The 19,634-nt window shown below is 56.3% G+C and carries 25 protein-coding genes; 5 read left to right on the top strand and 20 right to left on the bottom strand.

Going from position 1 to position 19,634, the window contains the following annotated elements:
• The first annotated feature begins 38 nt into the window (after window positions 1–38).
• On the top strand, window positions 39–857 hold the full coding sequence (locus tag NE547_RS11725; protein ID WP_148337875.1) for a hypothetical protein: 819 nt from the start codon (window positions 39–41) through the stop codon (window positions 855–857).
• A 249-nt stretch (window positions 858–1,106) separates the two neighbouring features.
• Here NE547_RS11725 and NE547_RS11720 read toward each other — a convergent pair whose 3' ends face one another.
• Window positions 1,107–1,376, bottom strand: a complete 270-nt coding sequence (locus tag NE547_RS11720) for a hypothetical protein (protein ID WP_148337866.1) — start codon at window positions 1,374–1,376, stop codon at window positions 1,107–1,109.
• A gap of 283 nt (window positions 1,377–1,659) precedes the next feature.
• Between NE547_RS11720 and NE547_RS11715 the strand changes: the two genes are divergently transcribed.
• The 4 genes from NE547_RS11715 (at window position 1,660) to NE547_RS11700 (ending at window position 3,864) form a co-directional block, all read left to right on the top strand.
• The gene (locus NE547_RS11715; RefSeq protein WP_148337691.1) at window positions 1,660–2,232 is read left to right on the top strand and encodes a hypothetical protein; all 573 of its coding nucleotides are present in this window, start codon (window positions 1,660–1,662) and stop codon (window positions 2,230–2,232) included.
• A 57-nt stretch (window positions 2,233–2,289) separates the two neighbouring features.
• Window positions 2,290–2,568, top strand: coding sequence for a hypothetical protein (locus tag NE547_RS11710; RefSeq protein ID WP_148337693.1), 279 nt, complete (start codon window positions 2,290–2,292; stop codon window positions 2,566–2,568).
• Complete coding sequence (locus tag NE547_RS11705; protein WP_148337695.1) at window positions 2,568–2,894, top strand: hypothetical protein; 327 nt, start codon at window positions 2,568–2,570, stop codon at window positions 2,892–2,894. Before NE547_RS11710 ends, NE547_RS11705 begins: the two co-directional genes overlap by 1 nt.
• Window positions 2,895–3,300: 406 nt before the next feature.
• The gene (locus NE547_RS11700; protein ID WP_148337697.1) at window positions 3,301–3,864 is read left to right on the top strand and encodes a hypothetical protein; all 564 of its coding nucleotides are present in this window, start codon (window positions 3,301–3,303) and stop codon (window positions 3,862–3,864) included.
• A gap of 67 nt (window positions 3,865–3,931) precedes the next feature.
• Here the strand turns inward: NE547_RS11700 and NE547_RS11695 are convergent, their stop codons facing one another.
• From NE547_RS11695 to NE547_RS11605, 19 genes are all read right to left on the bottom strand, one after another.
• Complete coding sequence (locus tag NE547_RS11695) at window positions 3,932–4,345, bottom strand: hypothetical protein (protein ID WP_148337699.1); 414 nt, start codon at window positions 4,343–4,345, stop codon at window positions 3,932–3,934.
• 21 nt (window positions 4,346–4,366) lie between these two features.
• Window positions 4,367–6,022, bottom strand: a complete 1,656-nt coding sequence (locus tag NE547_RS11690) for a glycoside hydrolase family 73 protein (RefSeq protein ID WP_207735104.1) — start codon at window positions 6,020–6,022, stop codon at window positions 4,367–4,369.
• Window positions 6,023–6,035: 13 nt separating this feature from the next.
• Window positions 6,036–6,401 (bottom strand): hypothetical protein, encoded by a 366-nt coding sequence (locus tag NE547_RS11685; RefSeq protein ID WP_148337701.1) that lies wholly within the window; start codon window positions 6,399–6,401, stop codon window positions 6,036–6,038.
• A 15-nt stretch (window positions 6,402–6,416) separates the two neighbouring features.
• On the bottom strand, window positions 6,417–6,845 hold the full coding sequence (locus NE547_RS11680; RefSeq protein ID WP_148337703.1) for a hypothetical protein: 429 nt from the start codon (window positions 6,843–6,845) through the stop codon (window positions 6,417–6,419).
• A 68-nt stretch (window positions 6,846–6,913) separates the two neighbouring features.
• Window positions 6,914–7,030, bottom strand: coding sequence for a CD1375 family protein (locus NE547_RS11675; protein ID WP_195325141.1), 117 nt, complete (start codon window positions 7,028–7,030; stop codon window positions 6,914–6,916).
• Between the two features lie 52 nt (window positions 7,031–7,082).
• Window positions 7,083–7,208, bottom strand: coding sequence for a CD1375 family protein (locus NE547_RS11670; protein ID WP_256176008.1), 126 nt, complete (start codon window positions 7,206–7,208; stop codon window positions 7,083–7,085).
• A 13-nt stretch (window positions 7,209–7,221) separates the two neighbouring features.
• A complete protein-coding gene (locus NE547_RS11665) occupies window positions 7,222–7,404 on the bottom strand; it encodes a hypothetical protein (RefSeq protein WP_148337705.1) in 183 nt (60 codons plus the stop codon).
• Window positions 7,401–9,119 (bottom strand): DUF6273 domain-containing protein, encoded by a 1,719-nt coding sequence (locus tag NE547_RS11660; protein ID WP_256176007.1) that lies wholly within the window; start codon window positions 9,117–9,119, stop codon window positions 7,401–7,403. The genes NE547_RS11665 and NE547_RS11660 overlap by 4 nt, the downstream gene beginning before the upstream one ends.
• The gene (locus tag NE547_RS11655) at window positions 9,104–10,225 is read right to left on the bottom strand and encodes an RNA-directed DNA polymerase (RefSeq protein WP_256176006.1); all 1,122 of its coding nucleotides are present in this window, start codon (window positions 10,223–10,225) and stop codon (window positions 9,104–9,106) included. The genes NE547_RS11660 and NE547_RS11655 overlap by 16 nt, the downstream gene beginning before the upstream one ends.
• 385 nt (window positions 10,226–10,610) lie before the next feature.
• Window positions 10,611–11,024 carry a hypothetical protein gene (locus NE547_RS11650; protein ID WP_148337709.1) on the bottom strand — a complete coding sequence of 138 codons (414 nt, stop codon included), beginning with the start codon at window positions 11,022–11,024 and terminating at the stop codon, window positions 10,611–10,613.
• Window positions 11,025–11,249: 225 nt separating this feature from the next.
• Window positions 11,250–12,137 (bottom strand): phage tail protein, encoded by an 888-nt coding sequence (locus NE547_RS11645; protein WP_148337711.1) that lies wholly within the window; start codon window positions 12,135–12,137, stop codon window positions 11,250–11,252.
• Between the two features lie 2 nt (window positions 12,138–12,139).
• Window positions 12,140–12,895, bottom strand: a complete 756-nt coding sequence (locus NE547_RS11640) for a phage tail protein I (RefSeq protein WP_172697902.1) — start codon at window positions 12,893–12,895, stop codon at window positions 12,140–12,142.
• Entirely contained in the window at window positions 12,888–14,015 is a 1,128-nt protein-coding gene (locus tag NE547_RS11635; protein WP_148337715.1) for a baseplate J/gp47 family protein, read from the bottom strand. Before NE547_RS11635 ends, NE547_RS11640 begins: the two co-directional genes overlap by 8 nt.
• Window positions 13,999–14,322: a hypothetical protein gene (locus NE547_RS11630; RefSeq protein WP_172697901.1), complete on the bottom strand. Its 324-nt coding sequence runs from the start codon at window positions 14,320–14,322 to the stop codon at window positions 13,999–14,001. The genes NE547_RS11635 and NE547_RS11630 overlap by 17 nt, the downstream gene beginning before the upstream one ends.
• Window positions 14,323–14,333: 11 nt before the next feature.
• Window positions 14,334–14,735: a phage tail protein gene (locus NE547_RS11625; protein WP_148337719.1), complete on the bottom strand. Its 402-nt coding sequence runs from the start codon at window positions 14,733–14,735 to the stop codon at window positions 14,334–14,336.
• A gap of 2 nt (window positions 14,736–14,737) precedes the next feature.
• Window positions 14,738–15,073: a hypothetical protein gene (locus NE547_RS11620; protein ID WP_148337721.1), complete on the bottom strand. Its 336-nt coding sequence runs from the start codon at window positions 15,071–15,073 to the stop codon at window positions 14,738–14,740.
• Window positions 15,074–16,108: a phage late control D family protein gene (locus NE547_RS11615; RefSeq protein ID WP_148337723.1), complete on the bottom strand. Its 1,035-nt coding sequence runs from the start codon at window positions 16,106–16,108 to the stop codon at window positions 15,074–15,076.
• Entirely contained in the window at window positions 16,105–16,314 is a 210-nt protein-coding gene (locus tag NE547_RS11610) for a tail protein X (RefSeq protein ID WP_148337725.1), read from the bottom strand. Before NE547_RS11610 ends, NE547_RS11615 begins: the two co-directional genes overlap by 4 nt.
• On the bottom strand, window positions 16,307–19,615 hold the full coding sequence (locus tag NE547_RS11605) for a phage tail tape measure protein (protein WP_227128039.1): 3,309 nt from the start codon (window positions 19,613–19,615) through the stop codon (window positions 16,307–16,309). The genes NE547_RS11610 and NE547_RS11605 overlap by 8 nt, the downstream gene beginning before the upstream one ends.
• Between the last annotated feature and the right edge of the window lie 19 nt (window positions 19,616–19,634).

The raw sequence follows: 19,634 nt of genomic DNA, 5'->3' as shown, positions 1-19,634 counted from the left end.
TCGCCCGACACAACGGGCGGCGAAATGGAGGATTTCACATGAAAAGATTGCTTTCTCTTTTTCTTGCGGCCTGTCTTGCCCTCTCCCTCTCCGGGTGCCTTGCAGACTACGACACGCCCAAGCACGCCGAATTGTCCGAACAGTACGACTTTTACGCCGATTCGCAAAGCGCGCTTTCTTCTGGTATGGCAATCACACCGGAACAGGCCGATGAAGTATTCATCGTCCTTGTGTCCTGCGGCATGGAAGCAAAAGTAACAAATGTCACCAGAAAGGCGGGCGACGACGGACATTGCCAAGTTTCCGCCGGGCTTTACGTGTACGATGTCTATTACACCGACGGCGTGGTTGACCGCGTGGAATACAACGGGGAGGAACTTTACCCGAACCCCGCCCCGGCTCCCGTAGAACCCGCGCCCACGGATGACCCCGCCGCGCTGGAAACTCCGGCCACGCTGGAACAGGCAGTTGACGACGCGATCACCGCGGCCAATGCCGAAAAAGAAGATGTCAGTATTTACGACGCGGCCAGCGTCGGGGAAAGTTCGGACGGCTCCTTTGTGGACATTTATCTTTCCGGGAAAGATAATCTAACCTCGAATATGGTTCGGAAAGGAATGCTGATGCAGGCCGCCGACATTCTGGAATCCCTGCAATCCCGCGACGACATCGGGCGCGTAACGCTTTTCTGGTCTTTCCCGCTCGTGGACGCTTACGGAAACACGTCCACCGAAACCGTGATGAAAGCGACATTCTACAAAGACACCATCAGCAAGATCAACTTCGACAATTTCGATTACAACAACATTCCCGTGATCTGCGACGACTTTTACCAGCACGCGGCATTGAACGGGTAAGAAAAAAAACGGCGGGCATTGAATCATGCTCGCCGTTTTTCCCTTATTCGTTCATCAGTTCTCCCAATGATACAATCAATTTTCTTGCGCATTCGTCACACAAACTAATCACCGTTTGTCCAGCTTGAATCGTTATGATTCTTCCGACGTGTTTTCCTACTCCTTTTTGCTCTTCGTCGTAGTTTTTCGCATAGCAAGAATTGCAACAGCGCATATCATTAGCAATTTTAATTTCTATTCCGCTGTATCTCATGTTGCTTCCCCTTTCTTTTTTGCTTTCTCTGCCGCCGCCTGCACTTCCGCCGCGTATTGCTCCGGGGTCAGCCCCAAAACCTCCGCCGCGATTCTGTCCGTCGCCGTTTCGATCAGGTCGTTCAGGCTTTCAAAGCCGCCAGCTTCTACCGCTTTTTGATAGACCGCCTTTTTCCCGATCTTTACATAGGGGTAAAGGCGGTCGTAATTTTCGGCGTTCCACTTGTTCTTCGCCCGCGTGTTGCACGCATACTTTTTCTTTTCCATGTGTTCCGCCTCCTTTCTCCGCTGATTATATCATTTTCCGAATACTCACGCAAGTATGAAAAACTATACAATCTCACGTGAGTATTTTTGTGCAACTTCCCATCTTGCTTTTTCATACTCACGTGAGTATAATAAAAACAGAAAGAGGGAAGCGAAAGCCGCCCACCCGCCGGGGCGTAAAGAATACGGCGGGGGCCAACCTTACGGGCCGACACGAAAAGGGGGCCGACACGGTAAACGACAACACTTCAATTTCTGGTTTTTATATATGGGAGGTAATCACATGAAAAAGTTTGAAATCGGCAAGGAATACTTCACGCGTAGCATTTGCGACAGTGAGTGCATTTTCTCCATCAAGATCACCGGGCGGACCGCGAAAACCGTTTCTTATGAGTATATGGGCGAATCCCGCCGTTCCAAGATTCGCTTCGATGATTCCGGCGAATATATCCAGCCGGACCGCTATTCTATGGCTCCCACGTTCCGCGCTGAACGTGAGGTTCAGCCGGAGGAAGAGGCCCCAGCCGCGGAGGAATCCGCCGTTTCCGTTCCCGCGGAGGACGCGGCCCCCTCCAACGTGATCACCATTTCCCAGCCCGCCGACAACGGGACGGTAATTGTAATGATCGGCCAGCGCGTCGAATGCGTCTGCGGTGCCTGCTATCCCGTGGAGGGCGGAACGGTAATCGGCTTTGAGGATGTCCCCGACGGGCGGTTCTTCCGCGGCGGCGTGTTTGCCCTGATTCGCTGGGACAGCCGCCCGGACCGTCCCGAACGGGTCCGCCTCTCCGACATTCACCGCCGCGGGTGGCGGTCTGCGGGTGGCTCTCCGCTGGGCGTGTTCGTGGCCGGGTAAACCAACAAGGGGCGGCGCAAGCCGCCGCCCCCTCTTTGACGAATGGAGGATGATTCGATGAAATTATATAAGGGTTACACCCGCGCACAACTGATTGACATTTTGGCCGATTACGCCGTGTTTACCGCAACCATAAACAACGATCACGGCGGCGCACCCCAAAACACGAACAAAGGGGACTATGTGGGGCTTTATAGCACCTATCCCATGAACTCCCGGAAGTACCCTGCATTCTCTCTTTCCGTTATGTTTGATCGTATGAACGTGGATATTGCAAGGGCGGCGGAGATCGCTTCGTTCTGCGTTCCCGTCGCGGGCGAAAGTGTGGTGGTTTGATGTCCAGCAAGCCCCACCGCACAACCCGGACGGCCCGCACCCGCTCCCGCAAGTTCTCCGGGCGTTGTGAATCCTGTGGAAAGCCCCTTTGCAGTTGCCGCGCGTATCAGTACACCGACGAAAGCAACGGGGCGATCACCGCAAACGCGCCGTACCTCTGCCGCGACTGCTACGAAACCCGCTACGGTGTAAAGATACCGACGGAGGTTGACGCGTACAAGGCGCGCTTGCTGGGTGTGCTGGTCCGTTATGCTGATAGCGTGGAGGGCGCGCCCGCCCGTGATCTCGCCTTGCGTGTGATGCGCCTGATTGAAAATACCGATTGACCCCGCGCCGCCGAACCTCCCACGGCGGCGCAACTTTTTTGAAAATTTTTCGTTTTCCTCTTGACTTTTCATACTCACGTGAGTATAATAATAAACAGAAAGGGGGTGAAGCGGTGAAGAGGAAAAAGAAAAAGCCCACGAAATCGCGGGTCGATGTTCGCACCATCGTAATAACCGCAATCGTGGACTTTCTGGTAGGGCTTGCGTTACTCCTGATTGATAAGCACACGTAAGCCGAAACCCCGTATTCTATGGGCGGGTTCACCGCCCACCCATAGAATACACTTTTTCTTCTGAACTGTCAACCATGCTTGCAAAACTCGGAATCTTCCTGATCGTCGTTGCCGTTGTGAAACTGATTATCGCCGCAATAATCTATTTTAGACAGAGAAAGGAGGAATGAATCATGGGCGCATACGGGTTTTACGAACTGGAATATGTCAGGACGGACCGCAACGGAACAAAAATCTATCACGATAATAATTGCCCGCATTGTTCCGGGTACGGCTCCCTTGAAAAATGGGCGCGTACGGGCAAGACTTGTTTTGAATGCGGCGGGTCCGGGCTTCGTCCCCGTCCGAAAATCGTTAAAATCTACACCCCAGAACACCGCGCAAAGCTGGACGCGCAAAAGGCCGCGCGAGACGCGAAACGCCTTGTGGAGAATCCGCCGCCGTCGGAAGAAAAGTTGCTGGATGCGGCCCGTGAATCCGTTTTGAGTATATGGGAGAATCAAGGGTTCAACCGCGACGGTTCCGGCTTCATTCTTTCCGGCAACACATACCCGAACCGCGACGCGATTTACAAGGACGGCGGGCGGTGGTGTCGGTTCCTGAAAGCCTATATCGCGCCCCGCCCGATTGACGGGTTGCGTGGTATCAAGATTACCCCCACAAGCGCGGAAGCCCTTTGCAACGCGGCGGGGTATGTAGATATAGACAAGGCGCTTAAACTTTCCGAAACGCTATGACCACCAACAAAAAAAGCCCGCCGGGGAATAACCCCCGGCGGGCTTCGTTTCTGTCCGAATCGGACAGCTATTCACTTTCCGCGGGCGCGTCTGCTTCCTCTTCCGCGTCCTGTTTAATTCCGATTGCCAGCATGGTTTCGGCGGGCGGGGTTTCCACGTACTCTTTCAAATTCTCGTTGGTTCCCCACGCCTTTTTCGCTTCTTCCAATACGGCTTCAATCATAGTCGCAATATCCTTTTCCGTGAACAGCAGTTTCAGCACCGCCGGAATTCTCTGATAAATCCAGTCTGCGACGGCGGCAAACTTCAATTCGCCCGTCCCACTCCCGAACTGCTTTTCTGCCTGTGTCACAAGATTAAAAAGAATCTTCTTCAAAACCTTTGTTTCGCCGCGCTTGATAAGCACGACAACCAGCACAAGGAACGCGAGGACCACAAGAACACTGTCCCAATTCGCGGCCAGAAATTGAATGATGTTCATAATTCGTTTCTCCTTTCGTTTTTACACAGCCCCGCCCAGCGCGCAAAGAAGCAGGTCAAGGCTCTGCAATTTCCCGTAGTTCTGCAACCAATATTCCGGGGTGTTGATGACCCCGGCTTTCACCAGCGCGCCAACGCCCGATTTCACGTCCGCGGTTCGCGGCCCGGCCTTTGTAATCTTCGCCGCGGCCTGCGTGAACAGAATATCCAGATAGGCCACCTTTCCGCCTGCGACGGCGTTTTTCCAGTAGTCCGGGGAGTTGATGACCCCCAGCCCGGCCAGCTTGTCAATGGCCGCGTCCGTCTCGCTCTGAACGTCCGCCGCGTTGACCCAGCCGTAAACCGTGGACCCGCCGCCCGCCTGCTTGATAAGGTGGTACGGGTGTTTCGCGCCCTTTGAAATCATGGTGACTTTTGCCGGGCCGGGCTTACAGGCTTTCCCGCTTGCCGCCGCCGCGCTGGTGTAGTGCGTGTTGCCCGTAAACTGCACCACGTCGCCCACGGCGAACGCCAGCGCGCCGGAGGTGTCGGAGGTCCCGCCGGGCTTCTGCGCCGTTCCTGCGCCGCCTGTGGCCGCGCCTGCGGTGTCATAGGTAATATACGGCAATTTGCCGTGTTTGGTCCACCTGCGCCCGTTCATGCCGGAGATTGCGCCGATGTTCAGGCACGCCGTCACCTGCACGCAGTTCTTGAACGCCGGGGAACACTCAATCACCTTTCCGCCGCCGATGTAAACGCCGATATGACCCGAAAGCCAGACAGCTTCCCCCGGAACAATCTTGCTGAAATCGGTGGAAACGCCGGAACACTTCGTAATCATGGTGTCGGCTCCGATGTCCGGCACACCGCCGGAGGCATAGGACGCGCCGCCGTAGGTTTTGGACGCGTCGCCGTTCCAGCCCCACAAAACGCCCTTGATCATGCACACGCAGTCAAAGCCGAAAACGGGCGGGTTCTGATTCGCCGCGGCCTTGATCATGGCCGTGCGCGCCGCCTGCTTGTTGTAGCTGTGGTTCTGGCAGTACCGGGACACGTTGCCCCCGGTCAGGGGCGCGCCGAAACAGCCCATGACGTACAGTGTCTTGTAATGGTCCACGATGTCTTGCAGTTTCTTGATGAATTCAGACGCTTTCATTTTGCCCTCTCCTTTCGCGTCTGTGGGGCGTTCCGCCCCAGCCGTGATATTTGACCCGCCGCCCGCTCCGGCCTGTCCTGCGCCGTCGTAGGCCGTCAGGCCGTATGATTCGATAATCTGAATCAGCTTGTCCGGGTAGTTCGGGTCCGTGGCGTAGCCCGCCGCCTTGATCGCCCGGCAAGCGGTCTTATAGTCCCGCTCCCCGACAACGGCTTTGTACCGGGCCGCGCCCGTCAGCAACGCCGAATGGTCCTCCACGCTCTCTTCCCAACTGTCGTATGCCCGGAAAAGGGCCGTCACGGTGGTAAAGTTCACGCCGTCGTAACACTCTTGCGTTTTCGTGCTGTAAACCCGGCCTTTCCAGCTTGTCCCCGCCTTGATGCCGAACAGGGCGTTTGCCTTGACGGTCAGGCCGGATTTTCCCCATCCGCTTTCCAAAATCGCCTGCGCGATTGTCAGCGAGGCAAGCACGCCGCTTTTCTTCATATCCGCCGCGGCCAGCGCGCCCACCCGCTCAATAAATGCTTTCTGTTCCTGTGTCATTTGTGTTCCTCCGCTATGGCTGAATGTTGTTCAGGTCTACGGGCATTCCCTCCGTCGCCGTCTGGTTTGCCTGCTTGATCTTCACCACGTTTTCCGCCTTTGCTTTCCAACTGTAAAAGCCGATTGCCGTTGCCGCCGGGGTTCCCACATAGGCGAGGAAAACGCCAAGTTGCGACGGGTCAAAGGCCACGGCCCGCGCGCCGATGACAAACCCCGCAAAATAGGTCAAAAGGACCGCCGAAAGAACCAGCTTTGAAAACTCGATCTTCCGGCGGTCGTTCTTGCTGTCTGTCCGGCGGCGGCTCCGCCGTCTGCCGAACAGCAGAACGGCGGCAATCCCGCCCGCCAGCCCCGCGGCAATGCTGATCAGGTATTGCATATTCCGCGCCGCCTTTCACAAAAAGTCGTGTTTGACCAACCTGTCATCATACACGCGTTTGATGTTTGCGACGGCGTGCGTCGCCCGGTTGTTCTTGTAGTCCGGGTGTTCCTCGCAGTATCGTTCGTAACTGTCAATCTCGCTCAATGCTTCGATGAACTCTTCCCGCGTGTGCGGAATATCCCGCAACAGTTCGTTGTTGAACCGCAGGATTGCGGCCCGGTGCATATCTGCGTTTCGCGCGTCGTCTGTCCTGATATGGTCATCAAGGGTTTTTCTGGTTTCGTCCAGCTTTTCGATCACGTCGCCGTTGACGCACTTCCCGATTGCCTTTCCGATTTTTGACCACGGGTTGATCTTAATGGGGGCAATCTCGATCAGGGTCAAAGCGACAAGCAGAACGCCGACGGCACCACCCCCGGAAAATAAGTCGTTCAATGTCACGTCTGTTTCCCTCCGTGTAGAAGATCGCCCCCGGCGCGGATTGCGCGCCGGGGGCCTTTCCGCCTCCCTTAAAGGGTGATTTCAAGGGCGGTCAGCAGATCTTCCACCTCAGCTTTCAGCCGCGCGGGGACCTGCTCCAAGGTCTTTTTGCCCTTGACGATCAGGGTTGCATAAACAACAGCCATCGTTTCCACCTCCTTTCGGCAAAAGATGTATGCAAAAAGCAGGAACAGCGCGTTACTCATTGCCGCCCCCGCTTTCAGCCGTTTTCAGCAGTTCGCGCACCTTGTCGCGCAACCGCTCCGGGACATCATCAATCGTTTTCAGCCCCTTTTGAATCAGATCGGCATAGACCCGTTCCATGTTCACCCCTCCTTTACTCTGCGCCGTACACGGTCGCTTCGATCATTTCGTAAACGTCGCAAAGGGCAAGTTGCAGGTCTGTGACCTGCCCCGAAAGGCTCTCGTTTTTCTCCCGCAACTGCTCGTTTTCGCGGGTCAGTTCTTCAACCGATTTCGGCTTGTTCTTGATGCTGGTCGCCTTGTGCTGTACGCTCATTCAAAATTACCTCCCACGGAAGAAATGAAGCAATCCCCGCTTGCGCTGTTCCGCTTCACCTTGATTCGGAAATTGAATCCCCATTCCTCCGCCGTCTTGCTGTCGTTGGAAAGGAAAAACTTGCTCCCGCTGGTGACGGCCTGCGTCACGTCCTCCCACGCGGGGGAATCGTCGTGGCCGTTGTTGCACGCCTCCACGGTGAATTCTGCACCCGCCGGAATCTGCCGGGTGATGGACATAATCGCCTTTGTCACCATGTCGTCGGCTTCAAGAGGCGTTGCAAGGGTCAGTTCGATTTCAGTTTCGTTCTTGCTGAATGTGTAAGTCCGCGTCGCGGCTCCGCCGTAATTGTCCGTCGCCGTCACCGTCAGCGTGTGGGACCCGTTCAACAGCTTCCGCCATTCATCCGCGGTGACGCTGAACGTGTATTCCTGCCCGCTGGTCGCGGCGTAGGACCTCTTTTGCGTTCCGTCGATCTTCTCAACGACGGTGATCGTCTGGCCGCTGTCCGGGTCGGTGACGGTGTATTTCTGGTCGAACGCTCCGGTCTTTGCCCCAAGGTCCGTATCTGTCCCGCTGATCGTGGGCGGCGTGTTGTTGATGACTGTCCGTGTCGCGCTGGTTTTGTACGCCGATTCTGCGCCCGCGCTGTCGTATGCCTTGACCCGGTACGCCACATTCTCCCAGCCCTTTGTGATCTGGTCGGTGTACGTCCGGTTGATTCCCTTGTAGACCTGCGCCCAGCCGCCGCCGTTGTACTGCCGTTCGAGGATGTACCCCGAAAGGTTGTTGTCCGGGTCGGTGGAGGTCCCCCACGTCACGGTCAGTTTTTCGCCGCCCCGAACGTCGCTCGGAACGTCGATGGAATCCGGGACCGACGGGGCGCGGTTCCAAATAATCGTGTATGCGCCGTCCGAATCCGGGCTGTCAGATACCAAGATTTCAGATTTTAGATTACAAAGCGGGCGAACGCCCCAGTCGCCGGTGTACGCGCTGTCCCAGCCCACCGCGCCGGAGGAAATGACGTAGCGGACGCGGTACGAATACGACGCATAAGCGTCCGCAAGCCACCAGTACCACGGGTCATTGACGTTAAAACCGCTTGTCTGGTATTCGCTTTTTGATACGCATTCCGCCGTTGGCTTCGCCTTGCGGGAATTGTCATCCGTGAATAGCGCAAGTTTGCTTCCGGCCACCACGTCGCCCGACAATCCAACTTCCGTTGACGTGGCAAAGAAAATCTTGTCGGTGCATGTTTCTGTTCCGCCGCCGTCCACCTGCGCTTTTCCGACGGTCCGGTTCGTGGTCAGCAGGGCGGCAATGAAATTCGCGGAGAATCCCGCCAGAAAGCCCGCTTCTGCCTCGTACTCGTTGTAGTTGTTCCACACATTCGAGTTGTTCGGCGGCGCGTCCTGCCCGTGCTGGGCCGCGTACCACGCGCCCGCCCCCGCTTGACTGTTCAGCCATCGACGGATATTTGACCAAATCCAGCGGTTGTTTCCGTAGGAACGGCGGTTTCCGTCGTTGTTGCTCGGCTCCATAGCGTCAAAGCATTTCAGCGAGATAATGCGCTCCGTGATCAGCGTGACGGAATTCGCCGGAAACCCGGCGTGGTTCTTGTCCGCGATTTTCCAAATAATCGGTTTCCCGTTGTAAAGCGTCCCCGTGTCCTTGACCAGCGCGCCAACGACAAGGGAACTTAAACTTTTTGCCATTGTTTAACACTCTCCTTGAATAATTTTTTGAACAGGCGGTCCGTTTCCCGGATAAGGTGGTGACAGTTGCCCTTTGCCGCATGGCTCCGCCAACTTCCGTATGACTGTTCGATTGCCGCAAGGGTAATTTTCCCCTTGTTCAGCAAGCCCCGCTGTTTCTTCAATTTCCGTTGCTCGTTACATTTGCTGTTCCTCCTTACCTTTCGCACGATCTTCCCCGTGTCAGTCATATAGGTTCGGAATCCAAGGAAATCAATTCCGTTCCGCAACGGGAAAATATTTGTCTTGTTGTTCAGTTTCAGTCCCAGCCCGGCCACGTACTTTTCAATCTCCCGGCGGCAATACTGCAAATACGCCTTGTCCTCGTGAATCAAGTAAAAGTCGTCCATATACCGCCCATAATAGCGGATTCCCAATTTCTCTTTTATGAAGTGGTCAAGCCCCGAAAGGTACATGACCGCGAACCATTGTGAAGTCTGGTTGCCGATCGGAATTCCGGGGTCGTCCGTGCTGTCAATGATCATGTCGACAAGCCATAGAACGTCCGGGTCCCGGATGAAGCGGCGCACCATTGCTTTCAATGGTTCATGCGGAATTGAGTAGAAATATTTTGATATGTCGCATTTCAGAACCCAGCCGTCCGCATAATGGGCGGCGCGCGGGTCGGGCCGCGGCAACCCCTCCTCCCGGCACCGTTGTTCTTCCCGCGCTTTCCGCTCGAAATAATAGGACCGCATAAACACTTCCAGTCGATACAGCCCGTCATGCGTCCCGCGCCCGGCCTGCGACGCGTAGTTGTCGCGGATAAAGGTACGGGAAAACGCTGGTTCTAACACATTGTCACATAAGGAATGCTGAACCACCTTGTCTTTGAACGCGTTGGTCATAACAATGCGTTCTTTCGGTTCGTAAACCCGAAATACGAAATATTCCGACGGGCGATAGGTTTTGTTCTTCAGCATTTCCGAAAGCAGGCAAAGGGCTTCCAGCAGGTTTGCTTCAAACTTCGCAACGCTTTCTTTTCCCCGTTTGCCCCGGCGGGCTTTTAGAAACCCTGCGTACAGGTTCCCGAAATCGTGGACCCGCTCGAATTCTGTTTGTTGCATAATAATAAAAAATAACTCCTTGCCGTGTATAGAATCCGCCTTGCGGGGACGGTAAGCGGCCTGCGCCCGCCGTCGCAATGCTTCATCATCGGACCCCGCCGCGCGCCCGCGCCGGGGCGGAAGCTGGTTCCCGTGGGCCTTGCTTCACCAATCTTGTGTTTACCGTCGCGCTGTCACCGCGGCGGAGGGATGCGGCTTCCTTTGATAGTGGTCCTCTGTTTTTCAGCCGTTGGCTTACTCATTCGCGGTATTCCACCAAAGCGGGCGAACGCCCCTGTTGCCGTTGTACGCGTTGTTCCAGTTCATCGCGCCGGAGGAATTGACGTTGCGGACGTTGTACGAATTCGACGCTACAAGCCGCACCCCAAGAAAAACGCCCCGGCGATCACCGCCGCGGCGCGCTTCCCCGTTGTCTGGATTCCGTGAACCGTTCGAGGTCCTTTTTTCTCCAACTGGCCGTCATCCGTTTTACTTCCACGGCGTACTTTGTCCACGCCGCGCATTGCGCCGTTGAAATCAGGTTCTTTCGTTCGGCCAGTTCGATCAAAAACAGCATGTCTTTACAACGTGAAAGGGCCTGTTTCTGTTCGTACCGCCGTTCCCGGAACTCTCCCGCGTCCTGAACGTCAAGTTCGTTCGCGTCCTGAATATGAATCACGATTTCCCGCGCAAATTCCATCAGGTCTACGGCAAGTTTCCCGTGCCGCTTTGGAAAGCGGCGGGCGGTGGTCATGTCGTAGGTGTGAAAGGCTAAATCTTTCGCTTTCGTGATGATGATAAATTCCTTTTCATCCGCCACGCCGCAAGCACCTCTTTCCCCGGATTTCTTCAATCTCCGACGGGTCCCCGTCGAACCGGAATCCCCATTCCGTGACAGTTAGAACCGCCTGTGCCCCGGTATAGGTTCGCCCGCTGATCGTCAGTTCGTCAGCGTCGGAATCGCACGCGGCGCAAGGCGGGTCCAGCTCCGTAAACAGATTCCCAATGATGCAGGACAGTTCCCGCCGCGTGCAGGCGTATTCCCTCAACATTCGATTCTGTTTCTGGCCGCGTTCCAAATGCCTTTTGTCATAACCACCCCGTCGAGGGAATCAAATTGCACAAGAAACGGGTTTCCGGTGATGTTGTTGAACAGTCCATCTTCCACGCGGGAAACGCGGCTTTCCAGCCCCGCAATAGCGGACAGGGCTTCCGCCGCGTCCGCCTCCGCCTGCTCTGCGGCCTCCGCGCCTGCGTCCCACGCGGCCCGCTCGCCCGGCTGAACGTGAACTTCTGTGTCCTCCGTGTGGTCGATCAGTCCGGCAATGGCCGTGTCATAGTTCCCCATCGTCGTGGGGTTCACGTGAATGTCGCTGTTGTTCGCGTGGTCGTTCAGGGCGGTAACATCTGCCTTTTTCTCAAACTCCGCGGCGTGCGCCGTCTGCGACGTGTTGTGGTCTGCAAGGTCCTTTTTCGTGGCCGTTACCACGTTCGGGTCAATGACGAAAGAGATCGCGCCCGTGTTGGAAATTTCGATGTGCATAGTCAGTTCAATTTCCCCGGCGGCTCCGCTGGTGATAATGACCTTTTCCGTGTCCGGCGTATTGCAAACGGCGATCATGTTCGGCTCTTCCGCGTCGTCGAACACGCCCATTTCCCGGATAGTCCAGCCGCCCACGTCGGAGGGGACCACCGCCACCACGTCAATCATGTTCGGGGATTTCTCGTTGACCTCCACGCGGTTTACCTTTCCGCGCCATTTCTCGCCCTTTAGGGCGGTCATGGTGGAATTCGGCTTGTAGTAGCTTCCGCCGCCGTCGCCCACGGCGAGGGTTGTAATATTGACTTTCTGCCCCTCCATGACTGCTTCCGTGATAAGCTGAACGCCTACGTCGGTCACAATACTTCCGTATTTGTTTTCGATTTCTGCCATTGTTACGCCTCCGTTCTGTTCTGCGGGAAGATTTCAAGTTTCCCGGTTTGCTGAATATAGGCGGCGCATAACGCGCGCCAATCTGCCCCCATCTTCCGGTAAACATGCGGGTAAATGTCCACGCGCACGCCGACGGTGTGGCCCGCCCCGGCCTTGATGCGCGCCGTTTCCTCGATGTCCTCCGCAAGATAGGGGTAAACTTCCAGCCGCACGCCGACGGAATGGACCGCCGCCGTGAATACTGCCGCTTTTTTCTCAATCTGATAACTGATTGCTTCCAAATGGGACCGGAGGTTTTTATAAAAGCGCACCCGCTCCAAAACCGCCGCTTGCCGGTCCGCCGATACCCCCGATTCCGTCGCGCCGATGATGACTTTGAACATGTACGGTTCTCCGCCGTACTCGAACCACTCTTGCACCCGCGTTCCGGGGAATACCGCCCCCAGCGCGGTTTCGACGGCGTATTTCGTCCCCAACCTCCGGTGAACGCGCACGCTGTCCCGGATGGTCTGCCGCTTGACTTCGATCGGATAGGAATAGTCGTACCAATCCACATGCAGGTCATAGGCCAGCACGTCAAGCGTCTGTTCGTCCAGTTCGTCAATCCGGGCGTATATGATGTTCTTCCCGATCTGCCGGACGGTCCCTTGCAACTGCTCCGCAATGACCCGCGCAAGGGCCGTCATGGTCGGGTCGTTTTTCAGGGGAGGGGGGAGGGACCGTGTATAATCTGCCGAATGCAGTTCGTTGTCATTCACTTTCCGCACCCCCGTTCGTAACGGTGGTCGTTCCGATTTTCGCAACCTGATTGTCTTTCACCGTCGCAAAAGCCGGGGCGCGGACCTCCACCCGCTTTACCCCGGCTTGCATAAGCAGTTGAATCAAATAGGACGGGTTCACGTCCCGCCCCATCTTCTCCGCCTGCCATTTCTTGAACGCGCCCACCGCCGCGTTTACGTTCTCCGAAATCACGTCGTCGCTGATTGCGCCGCCCTCCTGTGTGTAGTAGGTCACGTCGATGTTGTATGCCACGGTTTCCGGGGCCTTGACGGTCACATGGTCAGTCAGCGGGCGCACCGTGTCCGCGTTCAGGATTTCCGAAACCTCTTTCAAGATTTCTTCCTCTGGCAGTTCTCCGCCTGCCAGCAGAACCCGCACGTCCACTTCTCCCGGCTCCGGCGACGTGGCTTTTACGTCCGCGATCAGGGCCGACGCGGATTTTGCGAAATACTCATATCCGCCCATCGGCCCCGCTGTGGAGTATGTTTCCACGCTCTCCCGTAGCCGTTCATAAAATGCCGCGTCGCTCTCTTCATCTGCGCCGCCCGCGCTTTCCGTTGTGTTCGACACGCTTTGAAAGTAGGGGAACACGTCAACCGCCTGTTTGATTTGCCCCGGAACAAAGCCGTTCCCGATTTCTCCCGCCTGCGTGCATTCCGCCGCCACGTCGCCGGACAACTGGCCCGCCGGAATGGTCAGGTCTTGAAGCGTGGCAAACACAACGTCGCCGTCCGGTGTTGCACGGGTCCCTGCCGGGATGACGGTCGCGGTGTCAAGTTTGATGGACAGCGTATAGCGCAAGGTTGTTTTCGCCTTTTCCGGCTCCAATCGGTACGTGTCCTTGAACAGTTCCGCGAGGGAATCCAGATATTCCCCCTCCGCGTATCGCGGCACGTTCTGTTTTGCCGAAAAGTCGATGTTCACCCGCTCTTGAACGATGATGTCCGCCACCCACAAAATGAAAAGCCGCGCCGGGTCCGCCGGGTACAGCGTGCGCCCGGTGAACTTCTCGTATGACTGAATCAACGCGTTCACGATTGCTTCCGTGTCGGTTTCCACAAAGGAAATATCCGGGTAACTCCTATTCGTCGCCGTCAATGATCTTCACCTCCACAATGGGAATCAGGGTCCCCGGCCTGTCCCCCAACTCAAAGGTCACGTTTTCCACCTCTGCCCGCGGCTCGAATTCCTCGATCGCTTCGAGTACCTCTGAAATCAAGATTGACTGCGCCGCCGGAATCGGTTTATCAAGAAACCGTTGCGCCAGCCCCAAGCCCCGCTCTAACGGAACGGAAAATTTCGGTGTGGAAAGGATGACCGCCACGTTCTGCAATACCTCTTCCGTGGTGTCCTCCGGCGCGAGGTTGATTTTTTCAAGGGCGTATGCCTTTACGGTGTAAGCCATCGTCCGCCCTCCTATCTGCTCGAATATGATTGCATGGTTACATTGACCGACGCGGCCAGCAGGTTCCCGCCCCGGTCGTATCGTTGCAGGGAATTTGACAGTTTGGTGATGACCCACTTGTTCGTCCCATACGCTTTCGGGCCGATGATCAGATAATGGGCCTCGCCCCGCCGCATGGTTTGAAGCAGGTTCGCAACCTCCGCAATGGGGTTCACGCCCAAAAAGACGGAAAAGAACATGGTGAAAGACATGCTTTCCACGTCCTGCCCGGTGAACTCCAAAAGCGGCTCTTTCAAATGCCGCTCGTGCGTGGCGTACTTCACCGAACTTTCCCATTTCAGATCGTCAAACGTCTTGATGGATGACCGGGAAACGTAAAAGGTGAACGTCCCCCAGCTTCCGATTTCCGCCATCGTCAAATCCCCCCAATCACGAACCCGTCCCCGTCCTCTGTCGGGAGGTAGATGCAAAGCACGTAATCCCCCGGCGACGGTAGCCACGGGCTGATCTTGACGGCGTGGCTGTGGCCCGCAAAGGCCGCGTCGCCGCTTCCGCCGCTCTCGGTTTCCGTCCGTTGCGGCGCGTTCTGCGCCGGGATGAATGGCGCGTTTTTCAGAACTTTCAGTTCTCCCGAAACAATCGGGCTTTCTCCCTTGTCCGAAAAGGTCACGCGGGCCGTTCGGTTCCCTGCGTTGACAGAAGAGACGATGCCCGTTCGGACCATATTTTTCAAAACGGATAATTCGCTCATTTAGTAGCCCTCCAGCACGCGGCGCAAAGTCAGATCGGTTTTATACCCGCTTCGGGATATGGAATGTGTCGCCGTTTCGATGATGTACTTTCCGTCGAACGCCCCATACCCGGCCACCTGAACCGTTACGCCCGCCACAAGGCGCGCGTCCCCGGCCAGCTTGAACGATGCCTTGAATTCTCCTTTGTTCTTTTCCCGTAACCGCTTCATTGCCAGTTGCCGGGCCTCTTCACGGTTTGATACCTTTTCGTTGATTTCCAGCGTTTGGCCGCTCTTGTCCGCGTCCCGCGGGGTGTAGGTATATTCGATCGTCGTCCCCGTGGCCGGGTCTGTGTAGGACACGTGGCATTTGCTGTACGCGGTGTCGTGCAGGCTCGTGGAAAAAGAATAGCTTCCCACGTCTGCTTTTCCCCGCTGGATGGTCCGCACCGCGTCTTTCTGCTCATACGCCGCCGCGTCAAACAGGACGATGATTTTTGCCGTGACTTTCAGGGAGATTCCAGCCGCTTTGCAAAGCCGCTGTAAAAAGGTGATGTCGGATTCCTGCATTTGCTCTTTCCGCTGATAAAATGGGTCGGACGCAGATTCAAACATACAGGTAAACCCGTTCGCCCCCGCAATCTCCTTTGCAATGCCGGAAAGCGTGTATTTCTCCCACGCTTTCGTCTTTTTCTGTGTCCGAATGGTGGAGGCGTAGGGGATAGACCCGGCCTTGATGGTCGCTTTCGCGGGCGGTCCGCTCCCGTCCACTGTGTCCACGGCGAACACGCCGCAGTCAAGAACCCGGTCTTTCCCGTCCGATTCCCAATTCTTTTGCACAATCACGGCGGAGATTTCCGCCCCCTTTGACGCGGAGGGCGTATTCAGCCAGCTTCCCAGCCATACGCCCTCCTTGTCGTCAAGGGATAGTTGCAGGTCGTCCGTCTTGTCCTCTTCGTTGTCCGTGTAGGTCAGCGAAAGAAGATGCTTGTTGATGTCCGCCGAAATATCCACCCCCGAAAAGGTCAGGCGGATAACCGCTCTTCTCGCGTTCATGCCGTCCCCCTTTTCCACGGCGGCAACCCCGCCGCAACCTGTGATTCAGGCTCCGGGATGGTCAGCACGATTCCCGCGGGGAACACGAAAAGGCGGCGGTATTCCGGGTTCAGCTTCATAATCCTGTCCGTGTACGCTTCGTCGCCCAGCGTTTTATAGGCGATTGCGTCCCACATGTCCCCGGCTATGGTGGTGTATTTAGTCATAGTTCCGCCGCCTTTCGTCGTCCTCCTGTTGCCGCTTCCGCTCTTCGATTTCGTCCAGCAGTTCTTCGTCGTGCCTGCGTAGCAGTTCTTCGATGTCCTCCGCCTGCGCCTCGCTCCCAACATGGAAAACGGGCGCGCTGTGAATGACGATCGACGCTTGCCGCGCGCCGGACGCGATAGACGGTGCCGACACGCTGGGGGCCTCCGCGCCTGCATAAGCCAGTTGCAGGGCCGGAACGCCAACCCCCGCCCGAATGGTGTTGACGGTGTTTGCGAGATTGCGGAAGATCGCCCCGGTTTCCGCCGCATTGAAAACGGTCCGGTTCCTTGCATTCGTGACAAGTTCCGCGCCCGCTTCACCCGCTATGAACGTGTCAGGCGTGTTTTTCGTGCCTTTTGCAAAAGTCGGAATCAACGGAATGTTGATGCCCTTTCCGCCGATGCCGGGGACCCAATCAGGAATTTTCAGTTTGTTCAGCCCGGAAATCACGCCGTTGATCAGGCCGATAATTCCGTTCAGAACGCCGCTTGCAATGCTTTTCAGGGAATTCCAAACGCCGCTGAATATCCCTTTCACGCCCTCCCACACGCGGGACCAATCCCCCGTGAAGATGCCCGCGAACACGTCCACAATGCCTTTAATCGCCGTCAGCGCGCCGGACACAACCCCTTGAATGGTCGTCAGCGCAACGCTGATAATATTTTGAATCGTCGGCATAAGAAACTGAATCACGGACATAATGGCCGTTGCGATCGTCGAAACGACGGTTGCCAGCCCTTGCAGGATGGAAGCGATTGTCGGCGCCCAATCCGCGAACGCCTGCGCGATCTGCGGAAGCACCGTTTGAACGATGAATGTAAAAATCTGTTCCACAATCGGGCGGACGTAGGTATTCACGAACTCGATAAAGCCGGAAAGTATATTCCACACAGTTTGCAAAACCGTGATCGCACCGTCGATAACGCCCGTCGCTTCCTCTCCGAACAGGTTGATCAGGAAGTCCCGCGCTCCGCCCAAGTTCCCGTCTGTGAAGATGCTCTGGATTGTGCTTCCGATATTCGAGATTGCGGACACGATTTTGTCGAACACTTCAACACCCGCGTCCCCGAACACGTTTCGGATAACCTCTCGCACCTTGTCCAGATTGTCCCGCAGGATTTGCACCGCCGAAATAATCAGGGTGATCACACCCACGACGGGAAGCACTTTCCCAAGAATGCCGCTGAACGGCCCCAAGATTGCGCCGCCCAGCTTTTGAAGCGGGCCGAACAGGGTTGACAGCTTCCCGAACCCCTTTGCAACCACGCTTCCAATCTTTCCAAGCGGACCCGCCGCAACTGCGGCCCCGGCCCGCCCCAATATTCCGGTAATGGTTCCCGCTACTCCGGTAAACGCCCGCGTAGCAACGCCGCCCACGCCGGAAAATATGCGGGTAAACACGCCGCCCACGGCTCCGCCGATACCGGAAAACAGGTTTCCGATTTTCGTTCCGGCGAACATCTGCCCGAACGCGCGGCCTACGCCGCCCGCCGCGCTTCCGATTCCGCCGAAATACCCTGTGACGCTTTTTGCAACGCCCTTGACTTTAGACGCAAAGCCCACGGCTTCCACGCCCGCAAGGGCGAATTTGCCTTTGAACAGGGCCATGACCTTTTGAATGGTCAGTACCCCGCCTTTCAGGTCAAGAAATGCCAGCTTTGCCACCAGCCCCGCCGCCTTGAACGCCAGAAGTCCGGTGACAACCTTTGTGATCGTCCGTACCAACTCCGGGTTTGCATTGATAAACTCGGTCAGTTTGGAGATCAGCTCCGCGGCCTTTTCCGCGCCCTCGGTAAACGTCGGTAACAGCGCGTCGCCCAGCGCAATTTGTAGACCCTCAACTGCGGATTGCAACAGCGTTACTTTTCCTTGAAAGTTGTCCAGTTTGATTTGCGCCATTCGCTCCGCCGCGCCTGCGGAATTGTTGACCGAATCGGACAATTTTTGAAAATCTGCCTCGCTTGCATTGACGATCGCCAGCATACCCGCAAAGGATTCCTTGCCGAAAATGGCCGTTGCCGCCGCCACCTGCTCCGTTTCAGACAACCCGCCCAGACTGCTTCGCAGATTGTCCACCACTTCGCGGAATGACTTCATGCTTCCGTCTGCATTCGTCAGGCTGATTCCGTACTTGTCCATGTACTCTTTCATCTGCTTTGTCGGCTTTGCCATGTTCGCAAGGGCGGTTTTCAGCGAGGTTCCGGCCACTTCCGACTTTATGGACGCATTCGCCATCAGGCCGATTGCAAGGGAAACGTCCTCAACGGAATATCCCAGCGCGCCCGCGACGGGGGCCACTTTTTGGAAAGTCGCGCCCATCATTGCCACGTTGGTATTTGAATTGCTCGACGCTTGCGCCAGCACGTCCGCAAAGCGGCCCGCCTGATCTGCCGTCATGTTAAACGCGGTCAGCGCGTCCGTCACAATGTCAGAAACCTGCCCCAAGTCCTCGCCGGATGCCGCCGCAAGGTTCATAATGCCCGGCAAGCCGCCCAACATCTGGTCTGTTTTCCATCCGGCCATTGCCATGTATTCGAGGGCTTTTCCCGCTTCAACGGCGGTAAACTGCGTCGTCGCGCCCATTCTCTTTGCTTCATCCGACAAACGCTTCATTTCATCCGCGGTCGCGCCGGAAATGGCTTCTACGGTGGACATCTGCGCTTCAAACTCCGCGGCCTTTCTCACTGGCCCGGCGTAAATTGCCGTTCCAAGTGCCGCAAGGGTTCCGACGGTCCCCGCAAGTTGCGTTTTGGTCTTTGAAATCGCCGCGTTGTTCTGTTCCAACGCGGCGTTTACTTTTGCCAATTCCTCTTGACTTTTTTTGACCCGCTCGTAACTTTTGGATAATCGTTCGTTTTCCTCGGTCAGACGGGAGGTGTTCACCCCTGCGTCGGACAGTTCTCCGCCCAATTCGTTCAGCCGCGCTTCCTGTTGCTCGATTCTCGATGTGGTCGCCGCGATCTGCCGTTCGTTCTGCGCCATCTTTGCCCGCAGTTCTTCCGTTGGCTCTCCGGTTTCGCTGATTTCCCGTTGCAGTCGTTCATGCTCTGCGGTCAGCCGTTCCAGCTTTTGACGGTTCGATTCAAGGGCGGCTTCCTGCTTTTTGTAAGCGTCGATCTTTCCGGTGATAGAATTTAGCTTTTGCAGGCTGTTTTGCATTTGCCGCGTGGTATTCAGCGCGCTACTGAATGCCGCATTGAAGTTTCCGCCCAATGCGGCGGTCAGTTTGAAGAGAAGTTCATATTCCTTTCTTCCTGCCAAATTCTTCACCTCGCTTTCT

Source organism: Flavonifractor sp. DFI.6.63, from assembly GCF_024462255.1.
GTDB lineage: Bacteria > Bacillota > Clostridia > Oscillospirales > Oscillospiraceae > Lawsonibacter_A > Lawsonibacter_A hominis.
Note: the sequence above shows the minus strand (reverse complement) of the source record. Positions and strands in the feature narration are given on the sequence as shown.